Below are 23,353 nucleotides of genomic sequence, written 5' to 3' on the forward strand. Positions count from 1 at the left end.
CGGGCGCGTGACATCATGACAGGTGTGAGCATCGCCGATCACGAAATGCCCGACATGTCCATCACTCCGACCCGCGTGGTGATCGTGGATGACCACGTGCTTTATCGTCGGGGACTGGATTTGGTGCTGTCCCAGGAAGAGGACATCGAAGTCGTCGCAGAAGCTGACACCGGTTTGAGCGCCGTCGATGTGGTCGCCCGGCATCGTCCTGATGTCGTCGTGATGGACGTACGGATGCCTCGAATGAACGGCGTAGAGGCTTGTGCTCGGATCAAGGCCAGCATGCCGTCGACCCAGATCATCATGCTCACCACCAGTGATGATGAGCAGGACTTGTTCGACGCAGTCCGCGCCGGGGCCAATGGGTATCTCCTCAAGGACGTCCCACCCGAAGAGGTGGTCGCCGCCATTCGCACGCTGCGCTCTGGTGGATCATTGGTGTCTCCGACGATGGCCGCCAGCTTGATGCGGCAATTTGCGTCATTGGCACGCCAAGACGGCGGCGCGGAGGACAACCGCAGTCGGCTCACTGAACGCGAACGGGAGGTGCTGGTCCATGTCGCCCGGGGAGAGGGCAACCGGGAGATCGCCCGCGCCCTGTTCATCTCCGAGAACACCGTCAAGAACCACGTCCGGTCCATCCTGGAAAAACTGCAGTTGCACAGCAGGGTTGAGGCGGCCATGTACGCCGTACGGGAGCATTTAGTCGACCATGACGGCAATGTGGGCGGGCGTCGCCGATCTGGGCAGTGATGCGCCCCATCGTGGAGGGTGTTGCCGTGCCCACAGGCAACGAACTCAGCCAGGCTGAGGGACGCCGGATCGCTTTAGCCGCCCAAGGGTTTTCCGGGCGGCGTACCCCGTCTGGACCAGTCCGGACGAGTCATCTCCACCAGGTGGCGGACCGATTGGGCATCATTCAAATCGACAGTGTCAATGTCCTTGCGCGGAGCCACTATCTCCCGTTCTTCTCTCGGCTGGGGCCATACGACCCGTCCCTGCTGGATGCTATGCGCGACGGCGACCGGGACGGTCACCGCGCGCTCGTCGAGTATTGGGGGCACGAGGCGTCGTTGATCACGCCGCGACTGTGGCCCTATTTCGGTTTTCGGATGCGGCGGGCTCACCAAGATTCCTGGGGCGGGATGCGTCGGGTAGCTGCCGAGCATCCGCAGCTGGTCGAGGCGGTACGACGAGAGATCGTCACAGCGGGCCCGATGACAGCACGGGAGTGCGAAGCTGCACTGGCCCATGAGGAAGGACCACGCCGACAACTGTGGGGGTGGAACTGGTCGCTGGTGAAAGCAGCTTGTGAGCATTTGTTCTGGGCTGGCGATGTGGCTAGTGCTGGCCGAACAGCCCAGTTCGAACGCCGATACGCTGACCCAGCTGTGGTGCTGCCCCCGCAGGTGCAAGGCCGTGGTCCTCGGGCCGATGCAGCCCCCAGCGACCAGGAGTCGTTCGTGGCGCTGGTTGAGGTCGCTGCGCAGGCCCATGGCCTTGGCACGGCCCGATGTTTACGGGACTATGCCCGGTTGAGTAGTGCCCAGGCTGGTCCGGCATTAGCCCACCTGGTCGACGAAGGGCGGTTGATCCCGGTCCGTCTTGAGGGTGATCGGTCGCTCTGGTATCTCCATCGAGATGCACGTGTCCCGGCGCGGATGTCAGCGCGAGCGTTGCTCAGCCCGTTTGATTCACTCATCTGGCAGCGGGATCGGGTCGAAGCACTCTTCGGATTTCACTACCGCCTGGAGTTCTACACGCCAGCGGCTCGGCGGATACACGGCTACTATGTGATGCCCTTGGTGTGGGGTGATCGGCTGGTCGCTCGGATCGACGTCAAAGCTGACCGGGCGGCTGGGCTACTGCGAGTCCAGTCGGTGATGTGGGAAGACCTGTCGACGGCACGTCGTACGGCGGCGGCGCAGGCGCTGCTCACCGAAACAGACATGTTGGCAGACTTCCTGGGCTTGGATGCAACCCAATTCACCACGGGCCTAGGTCTTTGACAGCACTGAGCCGGAGCGGCGGACTCTCGTCACCACGACATCGCGCTCTCAGCGACGGGGCTGCCGCGCACTCGCACCGCCGCCCCGTGAGCGGGTAGCTCAGTCCTCGACACTGCAGACGTAGTGCCACACATCTGCGCGGCCCTGCTCGATGGGTACTGCTGCCGGTTCTACCGTCCACCGGCGGTAACCAGCGCGTTCCAGGACGCGGTGCGAGGCAACATTCTCGGCGAGCGCGCGAGCGGTGACTCGATGCCGTCCTAGCCCGCCGTCTTCTGGGGCAGCCAAGAGGTAGGACGTGACAGCGTGCACTGCCGCGCTGGCCAGGCCCTGGCCGCGATGGTCCGGGTGCAGCAGGTAACCGATTTCGGCGCTGTCCTGCAGGAAGGAGTCGTTGAGCGCGAACGCCCGGATGAATCCGACCGGTGACTCGGCGGTGCCATCGTCCTGCTGGGGGCAGATGGCCCACCGCATGGTGGATCCCCGATGTATCCCTCCGACGCCGTGAGCGATCCATCGCTGTGCGTCGTCTGAGTTGACGGAGAGGTGGGAGTGAGGCCCGGCGCTAGGCTGCCGTAGCAATGCGGCGACGGCGTCAGCGTCGGTGTCGGTCAAGGCGCGGAGCAGCACGGTGGGAGTGCATAGTCGCGGCGGGGGGCACGCTACTCGCGTTGCGTGCCGTTCGCGGGAGTGTTGGTCATCCTCGCGGAGGATCTCCCAGAGGGCGCGCCCATGATCGCCGGGGTCCGCGGTTGAGGGTGGGGTCCGGGACAGTCCGACGTAGGTCATTCCGGTGCGAGCCAGTGACATCCCCGCAGCAAGGTCGTCGACGCGAGGGGTGGCGTGGATTTTGGTGAGTCCGGCACCGCCGTCCTCGACGGGGGCGAAGGCGTGGTCGAGAACGGTCGGTAGTAGTTGGGAGAAGAGTCCGTGGTTGCGGGCAGCTGGGATCAATTCCGCCCGCAGTTCGGCGTCGCCGTACCGGTCGATGCCGGTCAGGGCCATGGTTCCGATGAGCTGTTCGGTTCCGGGCATTCCCAGGTCTGCGACGATCGCCCAGCTGATTTCAGTGCCTGTCGCTGAGCCGAGGAGTCGGGCGTGATACCAGGTGGGCCACTCGCGTTGCCCGGGGAGCTGACCGGCGTCGAGGGGCTGGTCGAGTGGGTGTGGTCGGGATGGCATAGCAGCGCCGTCGGTGTCCTGCCAGCGGCGCAGCCGCACCGCAGTGCAGGTCCAGGCCGGGCCGCTGCCGGACGGGGGGCTGGTGGCCAGGTCACCCAAGTAGGTCCCGCCCAGGTCGGTCAGGTCAATCTCCAGGGTTGGTACGTCGTACCAGGTCATCCGGGGTGTTGTCGGGTCACCGGCCCGCCATGAAGACATCCATTCATCGATGTCGTGGTAAATCCCCGCTGGGTCTGCTTGGGGGATGAGCGCAGGGTGAGTGATGGGCGCAGTAAACCCGCAGGACCAAGCCACCCGCCAGGAGGCGAGATTCCCCGCGACTGCTCGCCAGATGATGGTGGTGACGCCGCGGCGTACGGCTTCTGCTTGGGCCAGACGGACCGCCCGGGACATCAACGACCGTCCACGTCCGTGCGGGTGGAGCAAAAAACCGACCTCACAGGTGGCGTGACCGGTGGTGCGTAGCTCGATGCTGCCGTAATAGGTCCCGGGGGAGGAAATCTCCTCGACCGCCCAGTTCAGGGTGGTGGCGCCCTGGTCTTGCCGGTCCCAATCAGTGGCGACCTTCGTGAGGAAGGCTTTGGCGTGCTCGTCGCTGTATGGCCGTGGGACGGTGGTGTATCGCAGTGAGTCCAGGTCCTGACATTGTTCGACGACCCTAGGCAGGTCATCCGAGGTCAGCGCACGCAGCCGTACCACTCCGTCGCTGAGCATCGGGACGTTGTCGGGGAAAGCTGTCGTCATCGTCACAGCAAACCGGTTTCTGTGCGGGGAGGCAACTGCTCTGTCGTGACAGCGAAGTCGTCTCCCGGGTGATGATGACAGCAACGGTTCTAGGGTGGATGTCATGAGCGAGATCGTCATCACAGACAACGCAGCAGCATCCCGCTGGGAGGCGGTGCAAGACGGGCAGCTCGTCGGGTTCGCTGAGTACGTCGAGGCCGACGGTGTGGTCGCGTTCACTCACACCGAGGTGCCCTCGCAATTTGGCGGGCGGGGCATCGCGGGGAAGCTGGCAGCGGCCTCGTTGGCGCGGGCGCGGGAACGTGGGGCTATGGTGCGGCCGCAATGTTCGTTCTACGCCGGATGGATCGCCCGCAATCCGCAGTACGCCGACCTGGTCGTCGAGGAGGCGCGTCGCTCCTGATCGGTGGCGGTGTGTCGGAGATGCTGACCGGATCGGCAGGTGACTATCACCTGCCCTTGCGGTTCTTCTCTGGTGCGTCCACTAGGCTGGCCAGATCGTCCCGGTGTCGCCGTCACCCGTGGAGGGTTCGCGGTGGCGCCGTGACTGCTGTTGTCCAACCACGTCCTCGTTCGTCGTAGGTGGGGCCCGGTCTGTGAATCCGGTTCCTGAGTACGGCGACACTATGGGGGACGTGACCGCCGTCCCTGGGAGAGTCCACCGTGCCGAAGATCGTCGATCGTATCCTGCGTGCTGGTGAGGGGCGCGAACTGCGGCGCCTGCAGGGTTTCGCGTCGCAGGTCAACGCTATCGAGGATGACTTCGAAAGGCTGTCGGACACCGAGCTCAAAGAGGAAACCGCCCGGTTCAAAGAACGTCTGGCCGACGGGGAGCACATTGACAAGCTGCTGCCTGAGGCCTTCGCAGCTGTCCGGGAAGCCAGCAAGCGCACCTTGGGCAAACGGCACTTCGATGTGCAGCTAGTCGGCGGAGCGGCGCTGCACTATGGCAATGTCGCGGAGATGAAGACCGGTGAGGGCAAGACCCTCGTGGCGACGCTACCCAGCTATCTCAACGCCTTGGCCGGTGAAGGCGTTCATGTCATCACCGTCAATGACTATCTGGCGGAGTACCAGTCCGATTTGATGGGTCGTGTGCACCGCATGCTGGGCCTGGAAACCGGCTGCATCTTGGCTAATATGACGCCTGCCCAGCGTCGAGCGGAATACGCCAAAGACATTACCTATGGCACGAACAACGAGTTCGGATTCGACTATCTGCGCGACAACATGGCGTGGAGCCCGGATGAGTTAGTGCAGCGAGGTCACTATTTCGCAGTGGTCGACGAGGTCGACTCGATTCTCATTGACGAGGCTCGGACTCCCTTGATCATCTCTGGCCCATCGGATCAGGCCACGAAGTGGTATATGGAGTTTGCCAAGATTGTGCAGCAGCTGCACCGAGGTCGTCCGGGGGACCGGCTGCGTGGCATCCTGCCGACCGGTGATTATGAGGTTGACGAGAAGAAACGCACGATCGGCGTCTTGGAGCAGGGCATCGCCAAGGTCGAGGACTTGTTGGGGATCGACAATCTGTATGAAAGCGTCAACACTCCGCTGATCGGTTATCTGAACAACGCCATCAAGGCAAAAGAGCTCTTCAAGCGGGACAAAGATTATGTGGTGATCGATGGTGAGGTCCTCATCGTCGACGAACACACCGGGCGTATGCTTCCGGGTCGCCGTTATAACGAAGGTATGCATCAGGCGATCGAGGCCAAGGAAGGGGTGGACATTCAAAACGAAAACCAAACCCTGGCCACGATCACCTTGCAGAACTACTTCCGTCTCTACAAGAAGCTGTCCGGGATGACTGGTACGGCGCAGACGGAAGCTGCGGAACTGCACCAGATCTACAAACTGGGTGTTGTTCCGATCCCGACGAACCGCCCCATGGTGCGTCGTGACCGGTCTGACCTGGTCTACCGCACCGAGAAGGCGAAGTTCGACGCGGTCGTGGAAGATATCGCAGTCAAATACAAGAAGGGCCAGCCGGTCCTGGTCGGTACCACCTCAGTGGAGAAGAGTGAGTATCTCTCCCAACAGCTGGCAAAGCGCAAGATCGACCACAAGGTGTTGAACGCGAAGCAACACGAGCGGGAAGCGGCAATTGTCGCTGACGCTGGTCGTAAGGGCGCGGTCACCGTGGCGACAAACATGGCTGGTCGCGGAACCGACATCATGCTTGGTGGCAACCCAGAGTTCCGTGCGGTAGCGGCGCTGAAGGCCCGCGGCCTGTCCCCGGAGGAAACCCCGGAAGAGTACGAAGCGGCGTGGGACGAGGCCTTAGCTAAGGCTGAAAAGGAAGTTGCCGCCGAGCACGAGGACGTCACCCTGCTGGGCGGTCTGTACGTGTTGGGCACTGAGCGGCACGAGTCACGTCGTATCGACAATCAGTTGCGAGGTCGGTCTGGGCGTCAAGGCGACCCGGGGGAGTCGCGATTTTACCTGTCCTTACAGGACGACTTGATGCGGATGTTCAATTCCTCACTGGTCGACCGAGTGATGACTGGCACTGGCATGGAAGATTCGGTGCCGATCGAGTCCAAGCTGGTGACGCGTTCGATTCAAAGTGCACAGACGCAGGTCGAAGGCCGTAACTTCGAAATCCGCAAGAACGTCTTGAAGTACGACGATGTGTTGAACACCCAGCGCAAGGTGATCTACGAAGAGCGTCGCCGGGTCCTCGACGGTGAAGACATGCACGAGCAGCTGAAGCATTTCATCATCGACACCATCGATTCCTACGTTTTTGCTGCCACCGCGGAGGGTTTCGCCGAGGATTGGGACTTGGAAACGTTGTGGACGGCGATGGAGCAGCTCTACCCCATCTCGATCACGATTGAGGAGCTGGAAGACAGTGCGGGTGGTCGCCCGTCGATTACTCGGGACATGCTGCGTGACGAATTGGCATCTGACGCATTGCACGCATTTGACGAGCGCACAGACATGTTGGGCGAGGAAGTCGCCAAGCAGGTAGAGCGGCGTGTTGTGTTGGCGGTGCTGGACCGTAAGTGGCGTGAGCATCTGTACGAGATGGATTATCTGCAGGAGGGCATCGGTCTGCGGGCGATGGCGCAGCGTGACCCAGTCGTGGAATACAGCCGCGAGGGTTACCAGATGTTCAACGGGATGTTGGAAGGCATTAAAGAGGAGTCAGTGGGCTTCTTCTTCAACGTCGAGGTGCAAGTCGACCCGGAGATGCAGGCTGCTGCCCAGGAGGCCCCGCAGGTGCATGCAAAAGGCTTGGACGAGCACAAGTCCGGTCAGCTGCATTACAGTGCGCCAGCTGATGACGGTTCGGTGGAGGAGCATGATGAGCAAGCTGGTTCCGAGGAGGTTATGTCTCGGGCGGAGCGTCGTGCCTCGCGTCGTCGGGGTCGTTGAGCTGGAACGTCGCTGGCCGATGCTCATCGGGGAAAGGTTCTGACCGAGGTCTGGCAGCTGTGGCGGCCCCTGTCACCGTGTGAGGTGGCAGGGGCCGTTGCTATGGGTGGGCAGTGGTGAGACAGCCCAGTCGCCGAGGGCTCCTTCGAGGGCGCCGAGTGCGGCATCGATCAGCGGGTGGCGCTGGTCAGGGGAGCAGTCCTGGTCAATCCACTGGCTGGTGGCATAGTCGACGAATCCGAGGTATCCCAGCACGGCGTAGGTGTGGCGAGTCCATTGGTGGATCCCTAACAGGGAGCTGAGGTCGTCGACGTTTTCGGCGCGGGCGTGTGCGCGGACGTGAGTGGCCTGCGCCGGTTCGCTGGCCGGGGAGGTGGGGGTACGACGGTGGGCTGCTGCGTGGTCAAGATGTGCTTCGAGGCGAGCTTTGACGCGGTCCCGGACGGGAGATCCGGTGGGGAGTGCTGCGGCGGCGGCTCGCTTGGCGTCTCGGAGGCGGCTGAGGTCATCGTGGATCACGGCGGCGTACAGGTCGGCTTTACTGCCGAAGTAGTGGAACACCAGGGCAGGAGACGCGCCGGCCTGCCTGGCGATCTCTTCGGTGGGGACCTGGGAGTACGGGGTGGTGGCGTAGATCTCTGCGGCGGCAGCCACGATGCTGGCCCGCCGTTGCGCCACGTCGAGGCGACGCCTGATGGGAGGGCCTGCGCCTTCGTGCCGGGGAGTCATGTCGTCATCGTATCGCTATTGAGTTAGAGTCAATAGCGTTGCTGATTCCGAGTCAATAAGGATCTCCAGTGTCGATGACTGATCACGCCATCTGGTGGCATGTCTATCCGCTCGGGGCCTGTGGAGCTCCCCGACGAGCCGCCGATGATACGGCTGCCGAGCATCAGCGGCACCGACTCCGCCGGATGGATGCCTGGCTGGATTACGTCATCGAGCTGGGCTGCTCGGGCTTGCTCCTCGGGCCGGTGTTCGCGGCCACCAGCCACGGCTATGACACGGTTGATTACTTTCGCCTGGATCCGCGCCTGGGAGATGACAGCGACTGGGACCACTTTGTGACGGAAGCCCATCGGCGAGGGTTGTTGCTCATGCTCGACGGGGTGTTCAACCATGTCGGCGTTGATCATGAACTCGTTCCAGCCGCCATCACTGAGGGCGCAGGCATGGTGCGCACAGTCGACGGGCGGCATCAAGGCTGGGAAGGGCATGACGATCTGGCCGAACTTGATCACCAGGATCCCAGAGTCGCTGACCTCGTTGTTGAGGTCATGACGTATTGGCTTGCTCAGGGGGCCGACGGTTGGCGGCTAGACGTGGCCTACGCCGTCCCGAGCGCGTTCTGGTCCCAGGTGCTGGGGCGGGTGCGGGAGCAGTATCCGCAAGCCTTCTTCCTCGGCGAGGTGATTCATGGCGACTATTCCGCGGTGGCTCAGGCCGGTGGCTTGGATGCGGTGACTCAGTACGAACTGTGGAAAGCGATCTGGAGCAGCTTGTCCGATCGCAACCTCTGGGAACTCGCGTGGGCCTTACAGCGTCACCAGGATTTTTGCGATGTCACCACCATGCAGACCTTCGTCGGCAACCACGATGTCACCCGGATCGCCAGCCGGGTAGGCGATGGCGGCGCTGCCATCGCTGCGGTGATCCTGCTGACACTGCCGGGCATGCCGAGCATCTATTACGGCGATGAGCAGGCCTTCCGCGGGGAAAAAGGCAATGGCTGGGAGGCGGACGAGGCGTTGCGTCCTGCGTTGCCCGAGGATCCGAGCGGGCTGGATCCGGCCGGTTGGTGGCTCTACCGACTGCATCAGGAACTCATTGCGTTACGCCGACGTCACTCTTGGATCGCTACCGGTCGCGTCGCCGTCCAGGATCGGAACAACACGAGCCTGCGGTACGCCGTCACCGCGCCGGGGCATCATCTTGTGGTTGATATCGACATTACCGATCGGCCACAGGCGACCTTGACCGTCGATGGTCATCGCGAAGTGACGTGGCCTCGCTGACCGAGGTCAGACGTGGTTACCCCATCTCTAGGGCGGTGACGACCCAGCGACCATCCAATCCCTCCAGCCGCAGCGCCATGGCGCTGACCCGGTAGGCGTGCCGGACGATGACGGTGGCTTCGACCACTCCGTCGTAAATGGGGCATGTGCGGACTCGACGGACCTGCACCGGCCGACGTCGTGCCAGTCCGTGACCGACAGTATGGGCTTGGCGTCGCAGCAAGCTGTCCAGGACTACCGGGCTGCAGTGGCGCATCACCTGGGTGGCAGGTCGAGCTCCGGTGGCGATTTCCACAAAAGCCATTGCCAACCTGGCCGCACTGTGCCCGGCATCAGGCAGGTCATGGTGTGAGGTGTGCTGCCGGGCAAAGTCGACGTCTCGATGTTTAGAGGTCGGGCGGGGGCGAAGTATCTCCTCGTGCCAAGGGAGGAGATCTTGGACCACGACCGGGGCGTCCCGGTGGGCCGCTGCTGGTTCCCAGCTGATTTCGTCGTCAGTCAAGGGGCGCCCACCAGTGGGAATGGTGGGGGTGGTCAAGGTAGCGGTGCTCATGGTGTCTCCGTGGGGGGAACGATCAAGGTTGTGCCGGGATGGATCAGATCGGGGTCGCCGACGAGATGGCGGTTCGCCGCGAGCCAGCGAGGCCATTCCTGGGCGACGCGGGCAGGTGTCGCCTGGTCACCTAAGGCGTCCTGAGCTAAGGACCAGAGGCAGTCACCTGGACGAACAACAACGGTGCGCGCTGTCTCGCCTGGGACAGCGGGGGCCGTCGCGCTAGGGGCGAGATGAGGATTCGGGCTCGCCCTATCTGGGTGCAGTGCCGGGTCGGGGAGGTCTGACGTGGTCAGGGTGGCGCTGATCGCGCCGCCCGCACGGTCCATAGGTGGGGTGAATGCCGGTGTCGCCTGTGCCACTGCAGGAGTCCAGGTGGCGCCAGTCAACACCAGGATCGCGCATCGGCGTAACACCTCAGGTGCGCAGGCGTCGGCCAGTCGCTGGCAGTGATGTCCGATCTGGCCGGGCAGTTGGGCTGCCGCACAGGCTACGACGGTGATGATCAGCCATCCCCCTAGTGCAGACAGCGTGACGGCACTGCATAGTCGCAGCCAGCCTGTGGGGTCGAGCATCTCCCGCATGGCCCACAGCTGGAGGGCGTCCAGGGCGCCCCAGGCGGCGATGGTGCAGGTCAGGACGCTCAAGGTGACCCTGGCAGTGAGGGCGCCACCCCAGCGCGCCACCGGGCCGCCAGGCAATCGAATACTGTCTTCCACTCCTCAAAGATAGCGTTTGATGCAGTTTGATGCGACTTGATAATGAATGACCGAGCTAGATAGTAGTGAATCGCGTTGGATAACTGATGGGTAGATGGTGTGGCGACGGATCCCCATGCCAGGCATCCTGGCCAGGAGGCACCGCACGACAATGCCGATCACCTCAACCAGCAGGGAGCATCGGGATGCGATGGGATCGACTCTTCGAGGACCTTGACGCTCAATGGGATGCTGACCAGCAGCGACAACGACACGCTGAGGTCGCTGACCGGACTCGACGGGAACGCGCGCTGATCACCCTGACCGACAGGCTCGCTGCGCAACAGGACCCGATAGAGATCCTGCTTCGCAGCGGACGTCGCCTCACCGGACGACTCGCCGACCTCGGATCCGATTTCGTCGTCATCGCTGACGGACCTCGCCGACGACTCATCCCCACCAGCGCCATCGTCCAGTACGACGGGTTGACCGGGCAGGCTGCCGGTCCCAAACAGGTCCGCGCTATCCGCAGATACACCTGGGGTTACGCCCTGCGAGCGCTCGCCCGCGACCGAGCCACGATCATGATTGACGACGCCGCTGGGCGCACCCTCACCGGCACTATCGACGCTGTCGGAGCTGACTTTGTCGACATCGTCGAACATCCTGCAGACGTGTCTGGCCGCCAGCGGGAGATCCGCGGCCGCAGGACCTTGCCCACTACCGCAGTGATGTGCCTCAGCACCACCTAACCCCGGACGGGGCAGGCCCCTGACCGGCTCAGGCCGGTGACTCCCGTTGCTCGCTCACCGCCGCAGCGCGCTGCTCGGCGTACTTCGCTGAAATGAACTCCTCCAGCACGCTCGCCTCGACCCGCCACTGTCCACGACCACCGATTTGGATCGCCGGCAACTCTCCCGTCCGGACCAATGCATAGCCCTGAGCGGACGAGATCGCCAAGATCTCGCACACCTCAGACAAAGGGAGAAAACGACGCGACATGAACACTCCGGACGACGACGAACCATCACTGTTCCCTCGGAACGATCGTCCCGATAGGCCTTCCCGATGTCTACCACATCGGCAGCCCACCGCCATTCCTGCTCACCTAGACCCAGCACGTCACGAGCTCGGTGGTATCTCAGCGACTGGGAGCGAGACCTCCTGGATGCCATCATGGACGGACGTATGACGGGCGCACACCCCTGGGGAGGGACGCGCCACCGCTCACCATGCCGCGACAGCGGCGTCACAGGGGGAAACAGATGACCACGACAGCCGTACCCGCACGTCGCCTGCGCCGACCTGGCTGGCGTGACGGACGACTCCTCATCGGGGTGATTCTGGTCCTGACTTCCATTGCCCTGGGCGCACGGATCGTTGCTGCCGCCGACCACACCGTGCCCGTGTACGCCGCCTCTGCTGCGCTCGTTCCTGGCGACAAAATCACCGCCGACCGGCTGACCCGCATCAATGTCGCGCTTGGCGCGCACACCGACACCTACCTGCGAGCCGACCAGCCCCTGCCGGAAGGCGGCGTCATCGTTCGTGAAGTCCGCCCCGGCGAGCTCCTCCCCGCTGCCGCCGTCGTCCACGCCGACCAGGCCTCGAGAGCCCCGATCGTGGTGCCCATCACCAGCGACTCAGCTCGCGTGCTGACCACTGGATCAGTCGTCGATGTCTGGGTCAACGAACGGCTCGGTCGCGCCGGGAGCACCGACTATGGCAGCCCCCAACGCCTCGTCACCGCAGCCCCGGTCGGAAAAGTCCCCGACCGTGACGAAAGCCGCCTCACCGGGACCGGGACCACCGGCATTCAAATCCACGTCCCACATCACGACGTCGAGAAGCTCATCGCAGCCATGGACCAGGGCGCCAAAATCACCCTCGTTCCCGCAGCCGGATCCGCCCAACGGGACCGCTGATGGCACGCACCCTCCTGATGGGCGTCCCCGACAACTTCGAGACTGCCCTCGTCGACATCATCACCGGCTGCCGCGAGCTCGAACTTGTCCGACGCTGCGCTGATCTCCCCGAATTATTATCCGCAGCGGCCGCAGGTCTCGGCCGGTGCGCCCTGGTCAGCACCGGACTGACCGGCCTGGACCGTACCGCCATTGCCGACCTCACCCGCTCCGGGCTAGACGTCATCGGCGTCAGCAGGCCCGGAGTCGACGCTGACGAACGACTCCTCCGCAGCCTCGGACTGACCCGAGTGATTGCCGCGGACAGCGAGCCCGCTGACATCATCGCAGCGCTCACCGACCGCCCAGACCCCCAGCTCACACGACTCCAGGCCCACTGGGCCGACGACATCGACTCCGACGTCGAGACCACTCCAGCCGGAAGCACATCCATCGAGGTGGTCCCATCGGACCCCGCTATCCTGACTGCCACCCATGACACTTTGATCGACCTCCCGACGCCAGAGACCACTACCCCCGACGACCCCCAGTCGGGGATCATCGTCGCAGTGTGGGGCCCCGCCGGATCCCCCGGACGAAGCAGCATTGCGCTGACCCTCGCTGCTGAAGCAGCACGTCTCGGTGTCGACACACTCTTGATCGACGCTGACCCCTACGGCGGTACCCAGGCGCAAGCCTTGTCCGTCCTCGACGAAGCCCCCGGCCTTGCCGGTGCTGTCCGCAGCGCGGACCACGGCGACCTCGACGTCACAGGTCTACGCGCCCGCACCCTCACCATCGCATCACACCTGAGTCTGCTCACCGGGATTCCCCGCGCAGACCGATGGCCTGAACTCCGCGCCGACCCGCTCGACACTGTCCTGCGACTTTCTCGTCAGATCGCTGACCTGGTCGTTCTCGACTGCGGCTTCTCCGTCGAAGACGACGAAGAACTCAGCTACGACACCACAGCCCCCCAACGTAATGCCGCGACCTTGACCGGCATCGCTGCCGCCGACCACCTCATCGTCGTGGGGGGAGCCGAACCGACCGGCTTGCAACGACTGGTGCGAGGACTCCAAGAACTCGGCACCATCCGTACTCCCGCTCGACGTACCGTCCTGGTCAACCGAGTCCGCACGTCCGCAGTCGGCCCCCACCCCGAAGCGGAGATCAGCGCCGTCCTTGCCCGGTTTGCAGGGGTCAACGACGTCCACTATGTTCCGGACGACCGAGACGCCTTCGACCTGGCAGCCCTGCATGGACGCACCCTCGCCGAGATCGCCTCACACTCCCCGGTCCGACCCGCTGTGGTGGCGCTCGCCGCGCAGATCCTGGATCGACCCGAATGGGTGACCCCGGCAGGACGTCGCCGCCGCTGGCGCTGATGATCGCAGCGAAGCTCAGCGAGCTGGTGACACTTCTCAGGTGATGGGGGTCACGTGCGCGTGGCGTCTCGCATCTCGAAGGTATGTGACCATGGGGGCGTGGCCGATCACCTGGGCCCGCTGGGCGCCTCATTCCTTTATTTGGAAGACTCCACGACGGTCATGCACGTGGGGTCGATTTTCGTGCTTGACCCGGGACCAGATGGCCTGGACGAAGAACGACTGACCGATCTCATCCGGACCAGAGTGGACAGCCTGCCCCGGTACCGCCAGAAGGTGCGACATCTCCCGGGGCGGCTCGCAGCTCCGGTCTGGGTCGATGCGGCCGACTTCGATCTGAGTTACCACCTGCGTCGATCAGCGTTACCTCGCCCTGGGACCCCCCAGCAGCTGGAAGAGTTCGTCGCTCGGATCCTGTCCCGCCCGTTAGATCGGGCTCACCCCCTGTGGGAGTTGTACGTCGTGGAGGGTGTGCAGGGCGGCCGAGTGGCGGTGGTCGCCAAGATTCACCAGGCACTGGTTGATGGCGGTGACGCTGTGGATCTCACTCAGGTTCTCCTCGATGAAGATCCATCGGCCCGCCCGCTGCCGGTGCCCGAGCCCGTGCCGATTCGCGAACCCACTGATCTGGAACTGGTGATGGGTGTCGCCGCTCAAACGGTGACCAGTCCTGGCCGGTGGGTAGGCCTGGTCACCGGAGGGATGTCAGATATCTGCGCGATCACAGACCGGGTGCTCGGGCGTACCCGGTCAGTGGCAGCCGCCGTGGCACGCACCGCCACTGATCCCGCCCCACCAAGCCCGTTGAATGCGCGGATAGGGGCCTCCCGCAGGGTGGGTCTCACCACGATTCAGCTCGACCGGTTCCGGCGCATCCGCGATCAATACCATCAGGTGCACGGTGCCCGAGAGGGCAGTGTTACTGACGTGGTACTCACCGTCATCACCGGTGCTTTGCGGTCATGGCTGCAAGCTCGTGGCGAACCGGTGCATGCCGCGGCACGGGTGCGGGCGTTGGTGCCGGTCGCCACTCCAGAGGGAGCGCACGGCGGAAGATCGACCGTACGGGCATGTTTCGTGGATTTGCCTGTCGGGGAAGCCAACCCGATGATGCGCCTAGAACAGGTAGCTTTTCAGATGCGCCGCCAGATCCAGGATGCCCGCACCGTGGGAGCCCGCGATCTTGCCGGCCTGGCCGGGTTTGCGCCGACGACGTTGCACCACCTGGGGGCGCATCTGGGCAATGCCGCATCACGCCATATCTTCAATCTGATCGTCACCAATGTCCCCGGACCGCAATATCCGCTGTGGCTGGCTGGCGCGAAAGTCGAGGTCAGTTACCCCATTATCCCGTTGGCTGCTGGGCAGGGATTGTCGATCGGGTTGACGTCGTACGACGGTCAGGTGGGGATCGGACTCAATGGTGACCGTTCCACCTTGAGTGATGTGGACCGGTTCCCGGCGTACCTGCTGGATGCCCTCACCGAACTGGCTGAGGCATTGGTGGGGGAAGCGGTGAGGCGAGAATGGTCGCCGAGACCTAGGGAAAGGCGGACGACGATGACACGGGTCTTTGTCGCGGTGGGACAGGACGGGCTGCTCGCTCTGTCCGGGAACGGACGGTTGGATGGGGCGTCGGTCCGAGCGGCCGCGGTCACTGAAGCGGTGCGGGCCGCCTTCCCCGAGGACGACGAGGAGGAGCTGGAGTACGACGCGATGCTGGTCGCGGCACAGCTGTGCGAGGAGCGCTGGCCGCAGGGGCGGGTTGTGGTCGCGGCGGTGGAAATTCCTGACTCTCAGGTGAGGATGGTGACGCCGGGGGAGGGCATTGACGGTTACGAGGTGCACCTTGACGGAGAGGTCACAGCTACTCATCTGATTGCGTTGCACGCCGCCGAACGGGACGCAGACCCTGAGGATGAACTGCTCTGGTACGACGCGACCGAGCTGACTCATCTGGCCGCCGGAGAACTCTGATCCACAGGGCCCCGTCGCCAGGCGCAGTCATCGCGGCAGACGCGCCACGAGTGCCGCGCACCTGTCACGCAACTGGCGGCGAGCTCGGCCAGCCCTGGCCCGAGCGGCATACCGTGCCGGATCGTCAGGTGCACCCTGATGGTCCCGGCGGGCGCCGTCGATCTCGTCGGCATACTGCACGAGAAGGGCAGCGAGTTCCCTGGCAGCAGCGCTGACCTCCTCAACTGGACTCCCCAGTGATGTCGACAACCGCGCGGCTTCCATCCCTAGCGTCGCGGCCACCGCCCGGCAGGACATCGGGTCACCCGTAAGCCGGGGTACCGCTGCCGGATCGACCCGGTGAGTGGCTGATGACCGGTCAGTGCTCACGAGGAGGTCCCGGTGGCTGCCCGCACCGACCGGCACAGCGCATCGAGCACATCGCGGACCGCACGTTGGTCCTCGAAACTGCCCACATCCGGTGTCAGATCCTGAAGGATCGTGCACCAGCGATCCGCCGCCGACCATCGACACCACTCGTCCTCGACCGCGTCGCCTCCCAATGCGCCGCACCGCCACGGATCAGGGGGCGACGACTCGGATGAGGTGATCGGTTCCCAGGGCTTGTTCACCCCGTCAGCCTAGGTCGTCTCACCGCGGCACGAGGGAGCAGCTGCTGGTCCCTGTGGACTATCACGAACTAGTCCCTCCGAGGGAAATCGGTTGTCGCCCCACCCAGAATCCACGCCTAGGAGCTGTCACCCTCGATAACCTGAAAAAGCCCAGCACATCGGTGTGTGCCACGAACCTGCGAAGGTGAAGTCGTCATGATCGCGACGTTGGAAGAGTCTCGGCATCAGTCCTTGCACAGCGCAGCCCAGCTGGCCGGTCGAGGAGGTGGTGAGCCTATCGAGCGCCTGCTCACTAGGTACTACCGCCATGTCGTGACCGAGGACATCCTCGCGCGGCGTCCCGAGGACCTGCTGGGCGCAGCGCTGTCTCATCGAGCCTTAGCTGTGGAACGGCCCGTGGGGACCGTCAATGTCCACGTGTTCACCCCCACGGTGGAACAAGAAGGATGGACCACCGGTCACACCGTCATCGAAATCGTCACCGACGACATGCCCTTCCTCGTCGATTCCGTTTCGTCGTATCTGGCCCGCCACCACCGGTCGGTGCATCACCTGGTGCACCCTCAACTCGTGGTACGACGAGATGCAGCCGGGAACCTGCAGGATGTCCTCGACTTGGACCCGCAGGAAGCCCCAGATGATTTCGGGGTGGGTGTCGAGTCATGGATGCACCTGCAAATTGACCGGGAGAGCGACGCTACGGCCCGTGAAGAACTGACTGCTGGTCTCCAACACATCCTCAGCGACGTTCGGGTTGCCGTGGAGGACTGGCCGAAGATGACCGACCGCGCCCGGGTTATCGCTCAGGAGTTGGTCGACGCGCCACCGGTTGGTGCGGACCTTCCCGAGAGCACAGAGGCAGCAGACCTGCTGCGCTGGTTGGCCGACGGACAGTTCACCTTCTTGGGATACCGGGAATACACCCTCGACGAGAACCAGACCGACGGGCACGACCAGCTGGTCCCCGTGCACGGCACCGGACTGGGCCTGATGCGCTATGACTCCGAGTCACCCGCTGCTGCCCACCTGAACCGACTGTCTGGTGCTGCTGCGGCCAAAGCCCGTGAACCCGAAATCCTCGTGGTAACCAAAGCCAACACGGTGTCCACGGTGCACCGCCCGGTCTACCTGGACTACGTAGGCATCAAAAGCTTCGACGACACCGGTCGGGTGGTGGGGGAACGCCGTTTCGTGGGTTTGTTCACCGGCGGGGCTTACACCCATTCGGTCACACGTATTCCGTATGTGGCCCAGAAGGTCCGCCGGATCATTGCCTCTAGCGGGTTTGCTCCGGAGAGCCACCTGGCCAAGGATCTGCTAGGCGTGTTGGAAAACTATCCGCGCGACGAATTGTTCCAATCCGATGTCAGTGATCTCGCCGAGATCGCGACGTCCGTGGTGCATCTGCGAGAACGCCGTCAACCGCGGCTCTTCTTGCGTAAGGATGACTACGGCCGATTCATGAGCTGTTTGGTCTACATCCCCCGCGACAGGTACAACACCACCGTCCGCCTACGCCTAGAAGCACTGCTCCGCAAAGCATTCCGTGGAGAATCCGTCGAATTCACCACTTTGGTGTCCGAGTCGGTCTTGGCGCGGTTGCACTTCGTCGTACGGGTCGCTCCCGGATCGGAACTCCCGGACGTTAACGTCGATGATCTGCAACGGCAGGTCCGCGATGCCACCCGCACCTGGGAAGAGGACCTTTCCGAAGGTGCGCGCAGCGAGTACGGCGAAGAGACAGCCTCCCGGTTGTTGTCCCGGTGGAGTTCCGCCTTCCCCGAGGCGTATAAGGAAGACTTCCAGGCACGGGTCGCCGTTGCTGACCTGCGCCATGTCGAAGACCTGCGTGATCCAGGCGAGCTCCGATTGAATCTCTACCACGCGCCCGGGGCGCCAGCGGAGGAACGGCGATTGAAGCTCTACCGCCGGGGACCGCTGTCGTTGACCGAGTTGCTGCCCATCTTCACGGACATGGGTTTGGAGGTCACCGACGAGCGTCCGTACGCGCTGGAAGGTGCCGACGGAACGCTCGTGCACATTTACGACTTCGGGTTGCGGGCGTCTAGCCCGCAGGTGTGGTCGGTGGGGGCTGATGGCGCCCGGCAACGTTTCCAGGAGGCTTTCCAAGCCGTCTGGTCGGGCCACGCTGAAAGTGATGGGTTCAATGCCCTCGTCCTTTCTGCCGGTGTGGATTGGCGTCAGGTCGTCATTCTCCGGGCGGTCGCGAAGTACCAACGCCAAGCAGGTACGCCGTTCACTCAGTCCTTCATCGAGGGCACTCTCACCGCACACGCGACAATCGCCCGGCTGCTGGTCGAACTGTTTGGGGCCCGGTTTGATCCGGATCAGTACGACGAATCTGAGGTGGAGGAACGGGACGCCGCCCAAGAAGCGATCACTGAGCGGATCATGTCTGCCTTGGACGAGGTGGCCAGTCTTGACCAGGACAGGATTCTGCGGACCTTCCTCGGAGTCATCCAGGCGACATTGCGGACGAACTATTACCAGCAACCTCGCGCCGGTAGCGATGGTGTCGTTCCCGAGGTGAAGCCCACGGTCTGTTTCAAACTGGATCCGAAAGCGGTGCCCGGTCTGCCCGCGCCGCGCCCGATGTTCGAAATCTGGGTCTACAGTCCTCGCGTCGAAGGGGTACACCTGCGATTCGGCAAAGTCGCCCGCGGTGGTTTGCGGTGGAGCGACCGGCGGGAAGATTTCCGCACCGAGATCCTGGGGCTCGTCAAGGCGCAAATGGTGAAGAACGCCGTGATTGTGCCGACCGGCAGCAAGGGCGGTTTTTTCGCCAAACAGCTGCCAGACCCCTCGGTCGACCGGGATGCTTGGCTCGCTGAAGGTATCGCGTCGTACCAGTTGTTTATTTCATCGCTGCTGGATGTCACCGATAACCGTGTTGGTGGGCAGATCATCCCGCCGGAGCGGGTGGTGCGACATGACCCCGATGACCCTTACCTCGTGGTCGCTGCGGACAAGGGCACCGCGAAGTTCTCTGATATCGCTAATGGTGTCGCCCAGAGCTATGGCTTCTGGCTAGATGATGCGTTTGCGTCCGGCGGGTCGGCAGGCTATGACCACAAAGGCATGGGCATCACGGCACGAGGCGCCTGGGAGTCGGTGAAGCGGCATTTCCGGGAGATGGGCATCGACTGCCAGACTCAAGAATTCACTGCGGTCGGTATCGGGGATATGAGCGGTGATGTCTTTGGCAACGGAATGTTGCTTTCGCCGTGCACCCGCTTGGTGGCAGCGTTCGACCACCGGCACATTTTCCTTGACCCCACGCCAGATGCGGTGAGCTCCGAAGCGGAACGGCGGCGCCTGTTTGATCTGCCGCGCTCGTCCTGGGCTGACTACGATGCGTCGCTGATCAGTGACGGAGGTGGGATCTTCCCGCGGACGGCCAAGTCGATCCCGGTGAGCCCGCAGGTGCGTGCCGCCTTGGGAATGGCTCAGGACGTAGAAAGTGTTACTCCTGCCGAGCTGATGAAGGCGATTCTGTTGGCGCCGGTGGATCTGCTGTGGAATGGCGGCATCGGCACCTATGTGAAGGCCTCCGCTGAGAATGACGGGGATATCGGTGATCGGGCTAATGACGCGATTCGGGTGGACGGTCGCCAGTTGCGTTGTCGGGTCATTGGTGAAGGCGGCAACCTGGGATGCAGTCAGCTGGGACGGATCGAAGCCGCTGGCGTCGGAGTGCGAGTCAATACCGATGCGATCGATAACTCCGCCGGTGTGGACACCTCCGACCATGAGGTCAACATCAAAATCTTGCTCACGGGGTTGACCCGCGAGGGCGACATGACCCTCAAGCAGCGTAATTCGCTGTTGGCGTCGATGACCGACGATGTGGCGGCGATGGTGCTGCGGGACAACTATGAGCAAAACGTTTTGCTCGGCAACGCTCGTAACCAGCGTTCAGCGATGCTCCCGGTCCACACCCGGTTCATCCATTGGCTGGAGGAGCGGGGTGATCTGGATCGGGCGCTGGAGTTCCTGCCTGATGAGTCGGAAATCGCCCGCCGCCTGCAAAACAAGGTCGGCCTGGAATCCCCTGAGTTGTGTGTGCTGGTGGCGTACGCGAAGTTGGCGTTAAAAGCTGACCTGCTTGAAGGGAGCATGCCTGACGAGCCGTGGTTCACCCGTACGTTGACTGACTACTTCCCGCCCGCGATCCGCGAGGAGTACGGCGACCAGCTGGACACGCACCCGTTGAAACGGGAGATCATCGTCAATTCGGTAGCGAACTCACTAGTCAACCGGGGTGGCATCACCTTCGTCTTCCGGGCCATGGAAGAGACCGGGGCCAGCCCGGAGCAGATCGCCCGGGCCTTCGTGATCGCCCGGGAAGTCTTTGATCTGCGCGGTTACGTCGAGCAGATCGAAGCCCTGGACACGGTGGTACCCACGGACGTCCAGACGCATATGTATCTGATCTTCCGTCGTCTGCTGGACCGTGCGGTCCGGTGGTTCTTGCAGCGCCGCCCGGGCCAGATGGATGTCGCTGCGGAGATCGAACGGTTCAGCGGGGCTTTTGCCACATTGAGTCGGATGTTGCCGGAGTCCTTGGTCGGCACTGAGGCGGCACGGCACCGTGCGGAGGCTGCAGAGCTGATGGAGCAGGGCGTGCCTGAGGGGTTGGCCTTGCACGCCTGCGGCTTGTTGGATCTGTTCTCGGTGCTTGATGTCGTCGAGTTGGCACATGAGTGTGACCGGAGCGTGGAAAGCGTGGCCGCGTTGTACTTCGCCACGTCGGAGCATTTTGGCGTGGATGAGTTGTTGAAGCAGGTCGCTGGGTTGCCGCGGGGGAATCGCTGGGATGCGTTGGCGCGGGGTGCGATGCGTGACGACCTGTATTCGGTGCTGGAGTCTTTGACTCGATCGATTCTGTCTTCGACCGAGGAGACAGCCGATGCTGAGGAGCGGTTGGCGACATGGCTCACGGCCAACGCGGATGCGATGGAGCGGATGCGTAGTTCGTTGGGTGGGATCACCGACGTAGAACGTCCTGGTTTGGCGCCATTGTCGGTGGCCTTGCGGACATTGCGAGGGATCGCGCGGGCGGGCCTGCCCACGGCGTGACCTGCTGTCGGTGTCATTGATGGTGGGGGTTTTCCTGTCAGCGTTGTGGGAGAACCCCCACCGTCTTTGTTGGGCGGGGCGAGTTGTCAGGTGGGCGCGCTAGGCTCAGCGGGTGCCGACTCTCCACGACATGCTGGCCGGACATCCGCGATTGGCGAGCTCCGATGTCGACTGGTTGCACCTCCTGGTGGGGGACTGGCAGATCGTGGCAGATCTGTCTTTCGCGGATTTGGTGTTGTGGGTGCATGGCACTCATCTCGCGCCTGACGGGTGGGTGGCGGTGATGCATGTGCGTCCTAATACCGGCCCGTTGGTGTTTTTTGATGACATCGTGGGGTCGGTGGCGGGGTCGACTCGGCGAGCTCTGCTGGATTTAGGCGTCAGTAAGTCACGGATTATCCGTGATCGCGGTCCGGAGTGGCGAGATGACGTGCCGGTGCGGGAGGAAGCGATCCCGGTGGTGCGTTCTGGTCGGGTGATCGCGGTGATCACGCGGCATAGCAACATGGAAGCGATGCGGGCGCCGAGTCGGTTAGAGCTGACGTACCGGGGGATTTCGGACACGTTGTGCCGAATGATCGCTTCGGGGGAGTTCCCGACATTGGGTGCACCCACGGGATTACGCCGCGGGGCGCCGCGGGTAGGGGACGGGGTGCTGCGTCTGGATGTGGAAGGGGTGGTGATGTATGCCAGCCCTAACGCGATTTCTGCGTTGCACCGGTTGGGTCATCACGGGGACATTGTCGGGGAGTCGCTCAGTGAGGTGATGACCGGGCTGATTCCGGATTATTCCCAGGTTGACGAGGCGTTGGCGGTGGTGGTGACGGGTCGGGCCCCGTGGCGCACGGAGATGGAGTCGCGGTTTGCCACGTTGTCTCTACGCGCCATCCCGTTGACCGAGGGCGGCGCCCGGGTGGGGGCGATGGTGTTGGCTCGGGATGTCAGCGAGTTGCGGCGTCGGGAGCGGGAACTGCTCACTAAAGATGCGACGATCCGAGAGATTCACCATCGGGTGAAGAACAATCTGCAGACGGTGGCGGCACTGCTTCGGCTGCAGTCACGGCGGGTCGCCGACGACCGGGCGAAGGCGGCATTGCAGGAGGCCGTACGCCGGGTCGCGACGATTGCGTTGGTGCACGAGACGCTCAGCCAAACGTTGGATGAGGTGGTCGATTTCGACGAGATCGTCGCGCGAGCGCTGAATGCTGTGGTCGAGGTCGCCAATCAGGATCAGGCGATTTCGTGGCGGCGTTCCGGGGGGTTCGGGATGATCAGCGCGGAGGATGCGACATCGATGGCCATGGTGGTCACCGAGTTAGTGCACAACGCAGTCGAGCACGGTCTTCGAGATCGTGGGGGGGTGGTGACTTTGGACGCTCGCCGATCGACCGAGGGGGACGACGACTATGTGACGGTGGTGGTGGCTGACGACGGGACCGGATTGCCAGAAGGCTTTAGGCCTGGTCGGTCGGGATTGGGTACGCAGATTGTGACGGCGTTGGTGCAGGATTTGCGCGGTCAGATCGAGTGGTCACCGCGGGAACCGCAGGGCACGCAGGTCACTTTCCATGCCCGGTTACGGCGGGTGTCGACGTCATCGGCTGCGTCATGACAGCTGTGGAGGGTGTCGTCGGCGGAGATTAACCGGGCGGGGCGCGCCGAACCGGGTGAGGTGATCGGCGGCTCCGCACAGGCTGGTGGCTGTCTCTTGAGGCAGCGTGCTGAGGACACAGCGGACGGCGGGGACGCTGAGGTGGCGCACGCCGCGCTGGCTAACACCACCGA

General features: G+C 63.5%; 18 protein-coding genes. 11 read left to right on the top strand and 7 right to left on the bottom strand.

Going from position 1 to position 23,353, the window contains the following annotated elements; genetic code table 11:
* Nucleotides 1-15: 15 nt before the first annotated feature.
* Together KEM60_RS14650 and KEM60_RS14655 are read left to right on the top strand one after the other, a co-directional pair.
* On the top strand, nt 16-753 hold the full coding sequence (locus KEM60_RS14650; protein ID WP_370626378.1) for a response regulator: 738 nt from the start codon (nt 16-18) through the stop codon (nt 751-753).
* 26 nt (nt 754-779) lie between these two features.
* Complete coding sequence (locus KEM60_RS14655) at nt 780-2,009, top strand: winged helix-turn-helix domain-containing protein (RefSeq protein WP_255574708.1); 1,230 nt, start codon at nt 780-782, stop codon at nt 2,007-2,009.
* Between the two features lie 99 nt (nt 2,010-2,108).
* Here the strand turns inward: KEM60_RS14655 and KEM60_RS14660 are convergent, their stop codons facing one another.
* Nucleotides 2,109-3,935, bottom strand: a complete 1,827-nt coding sequence (locus tag KEM60_RS14660; RefSeq protein ID WP_219108551.1) for a GNAT family N-acetyltransferase — start codon at nt 3,933-3,935, stop codon at nt 2,109-2,111.
* 103 nt (nt 3,936-4,038) lie between these two features.
* Between KEM60_RS14660 and KEM60_RS14665 the strand changes: the two genes are divergently transcribed.
* The gene (locus KEM60_RS14665; RefSeq protein ID WP_219108553.1) at nt 4,039-4,338 is read left to right on the top strand and encodes a GNAT family N-acetyltransferase; all 300 of its coding nucleotides are present in this window, start codon (nt 4,039-4,041) and stop codon (nt 4,336-4,338) included.
* A 260-nt stretch (nt 4,339-4,598) separates the two neighbouring features.
* Nucleotides 4,599-7,322 carry a preprotein translocase subunit SecA gene (secA, locus tag KEM60_RS14670; protein ID WP_219108554.1) on the top strand — a complete coding sequence of 908 codons (2,724 nt, stop codon included), beginning with the start codon at nt 4,599-4,601 and terminating at the stop codon, nt 7,320-7,322.
* A gap of 72 nt (nt 7,323-7,394) precedes the next feature.
* Here secA and KEM60_RS14675 read toward each other — a convergent pair whose 3' ends face one another.
* Nucleotides 7,395-8,051, bottom strand: coding sequence for a TetR/AcrR family transcriptional regulator (locus KEM60_RS14675; RefSeq protein WP_219108555.1), 657 nt, complete (start codon nt 8,049-8,051; stop codon nt 7,395-7,397).
* Between the two features lie 74 nt (nt 8,052-8,125).
* Here KEM60_RS14675 and KEM60_RS14680 point away from each other — a divergent pair, with 74 nt between their 5' ends.
* A complete protein-coding gene (locus KEM60_RS14680) occupies nt 8,126-9,337 on the top strand; it encodes an alpha-amylase family protein (protein WP_255574709.1) in 1,212 nt (403 codons plus the stop codon).
* Nucleotides 9,338-9,353: 16 nt separating this feature from the next.
* Here KEM60_RS14680 and KEM60_RS14685 read toward each other — a convergent pair whose 3' ends face one another.
* Both KEM60_RS14685 and KEM60_RS14690 read right to left on the bottom strand, forming a co-directional pair.
* On the bottom strand, nt 9,354-9,890 hold the full coding sequence (locus KEM60_RS14685; protein WP_219108559.1) for an Rv3235 family protein: 537 nt from the start codon (nt 9,888-9,890) through the stop codon (nt 9,354-9,356).
* On the bottom strand, nt 9,887-10,609 hold the full coding sequence (locus KEM60_RS14690; RefSeq protein WP_219108560.1) for a LysM peptidoglycan-binding domain-containing protein: 723 nt from the start codon (nt 10,607-10,609) through the stop codon (nt 9,887-9,889). The genes KEM60_RS14685 and KEM60_RS14690 overlap by 4 nt, the downstream gene beginning before the upstream one ends.
* Nucleotides 10,610-10,794: 185 nt before the next feature.
* Between KEM60_RS14690 and KEM60_RS14695 the strand changes: the two genes are divergently transcribed.
* Nucleotides 10,795-11,340, top strand: a complete 546-nt coding sequence (locus tag KEM60_RS14695; RefSeq protein ID WP_219108561.1) for a hypothetical protein — start codon at nt 10,795-10,797, stop codon at nt 11,338-11,340.
* A gap of 28 nt (nt 11,341-11,368) precedes the next feature.
* On the opposite strand, the gene KEM60_RS14700 is transcribed toward KEM60_RS14695, so the two are convergent.
* Nucleotides 11,369-11,590, bottom strand: coding sequence for an AlpA family transcriptional regulator (locus KEM60_RS14700; protein ID WP_219108563.1), 222 nt, complete (start codon nt 11,588-11,590; stop codon nt 11,369-11,371).
* 263 nt (nt 11,591-11,853) lie between these two features.
* On the opposite strand from KEM60_RS14700, the gene KEM60_RS14705 reads away from it, so the two are divergent.
* From KEM60_RS14705 to KEM60_RS14715, 3 genes are all read left to right on the top strand, one after another.
* Nucleotides 11,854-12,513 (top strand): hypothetical protein, encoded by a 660-nt coding sequence (locus KEM60_RS14705; protein ID WP_219108564.1) that lies wholly within the window; start codon nt 11,854-11,856, stop codon nt 12,511-12,513.
* Nucleotides 12,513-13,880 (top strand): hypothetical protein, encoded by a 1,368-nt coding sequence (locus KEM60_RS14710; RefSeq protein ID WP_219108566.1) that lies wholly within the window; start codon nt 12,513-12,515, stop codon nt 13,878-13,880. Before KEM60_RS14705 ends, KEM60_RS14710 begins: the two co-directional genes overlap by 1 nt.
* A 99-nt stretch (nt 13,881-13,979) precedes the next feature.
* On the top strand, nt 13,980-15,857 hold the full coding sequence (locus KEM60_RS14715) for a wax ester/triacylglycerol synthase family O-acyltransferase (protein ID WP_219108568.1): 1,878 nt from the start codon (nt 13,980-13,982) through the stop codon (nt 15,855-15,857).
* 27 nt (nt 15,858-15,884) lie between these two features.
* Here the strand turns inward: KEM60_RS14715 and KEM60_RS14720 are convergent, their stop codons facing one another.
* Together KEM60_RS14720 and KEM60_RS14725 are read right to left on the bottom strand one after the other, a co-directional pair.
* On the bottom strand, nt 15,885-16,226 hold the full coding sequence (locus tag KEM60_RS14720; RefSeq protein ID WP_219108570.1) for a hypothetical protein: 342 nt from the start codon (nt 16,224-16,226) through the stop codon (nt 15,885-15,887).
* Nucleotides 16,223-16,468, bottom strand: a complete 246-nt coding sequence (locus KEM60_RS14725; RefSeq protein WP_219108572.1) for a hypothetical protein — start codon at nt 16,466-16,468, stop codon at nt 16,223-16,225. Before KEM60_RS14725 ends, KEM60_RS14720 begins: the two co-directional genes overlap by 4 nt.
* Nucleotides 16,469-16,663: 195 nt before the next feature.
* Between KEM60_RS14725 and KEM60_RS14730 the strand changes: the two genes are divergently transcribed.
* The gene (locus KEM60_RS14730; RefSeq protein ID WP_219108574.1) at nt 16,664-21,568 is read left to right on the top strand and encodes an NAD-glutamate dehydrogenase; all 4,905 of its coding nucleotides are present in this window, start codon (nt 16,664-16,666) and stop codon (nt 21,566-21,568) included.
* Between the two features lie 112 nt (nt 21,569-21,680).
* A complete protein-coding gene (locus KEM60_RS14735; protein WP_370626380.1) occupies nt 21,681-23,180 on the top strand; it encodes a sensor histidine kinase in 1,500 nt (499 codons plus the stop codon).
* The last annotated feature ends 173 nt before the right edge of the window (nt 23,181-23,353 follow it).

Source organism: Austwickia sp. TVS 96-490-7B (assembly GCF_019331795.1).
Taxonomy (GTDB): Bacteria; Actinomycetota; Actinomycetes; order Actinomycetales; family Dermatophilaceae; genus Austwickia.

Bases quoted from the DNA above. Each gene is read 5' to 3' on its own strand.
- KEM60_RS14650 (WP_370626378.1), top strand. From the start codon at position 16: ATGACAGGTGTGAGCATCGCCGATCACGAAATGCCCGACATGTCCATC.
- KEM60_RS14660 (WP_219108551.1), bottom strand. From the start codon at position 3,935: ATGACGACAGCTTTCCCCGACAACGTCCCGATGCTCAGCGACGGAGTG.
- KEM60_RS14665 (WP_219108553.1), top strand. From the start codon at position 4,039: ATGAGCGAGATCGTCATCACAGACAACGCAGCAGCATCCCGCTGGGAG.
- KEM60_RS14675 (WP_219108555.1), bottom strand. From the start codon at position 8,051: ATGACTCCCCGGCACGAAGGCGCAGGCCCTCCCATCAGGCGTCGCCTC.
- KEM60_RS14680 (WP_255574709.1), top strand. From the start codon at position 8,126: ATGACTGATCACGCCATCTGGTGGCATGTCTATCCGCTCGGGGCCTGT.
- KEM60_RS14685 (WP_219108559.1), bottom strand. From the start codon at position 9,890: ATGAGCACCGCTACCTTGACCACCCCCACCATTCCCACTGGTGGGCGC.
- KEM60_RS14695 (WP_219108561.1), top strand. From the start codon at position 10,795: ATGCGATGGGATCGACTCTTCGAGGACCTTGACGCTCAATGGGATGCT.
- KEM60_RS14700 (WP_219108563.1), bottom strand. From the start codon at position 11,590: ATGTCGCGTCGTTTTCTCCCTTTGTCTGAGGTGTGCGAGATCTTGGCG.
- KEM60_RS14705 (WP_219108564.1), top strand. From the start codon at position 11,854: ATGACCACGACAGCCGTACCCGCACGTCGCCTGCGCCGACCTGGCTGG.
- KEM60_RS14710 (WP_219108566.1), top strand. From the start codon at position 12,513: ATGGCACGCACCCTCCTGATGGGCGTCCCCGACAACTTCGAGACTGCC.
- KEM60_RS14730 (WP_219108574.1), top strand. From the start codon at position 16,664: ATGATCGCGACGTTGGAAGAGTCTCGGCATCAGTCCTTGCACAGCGCA.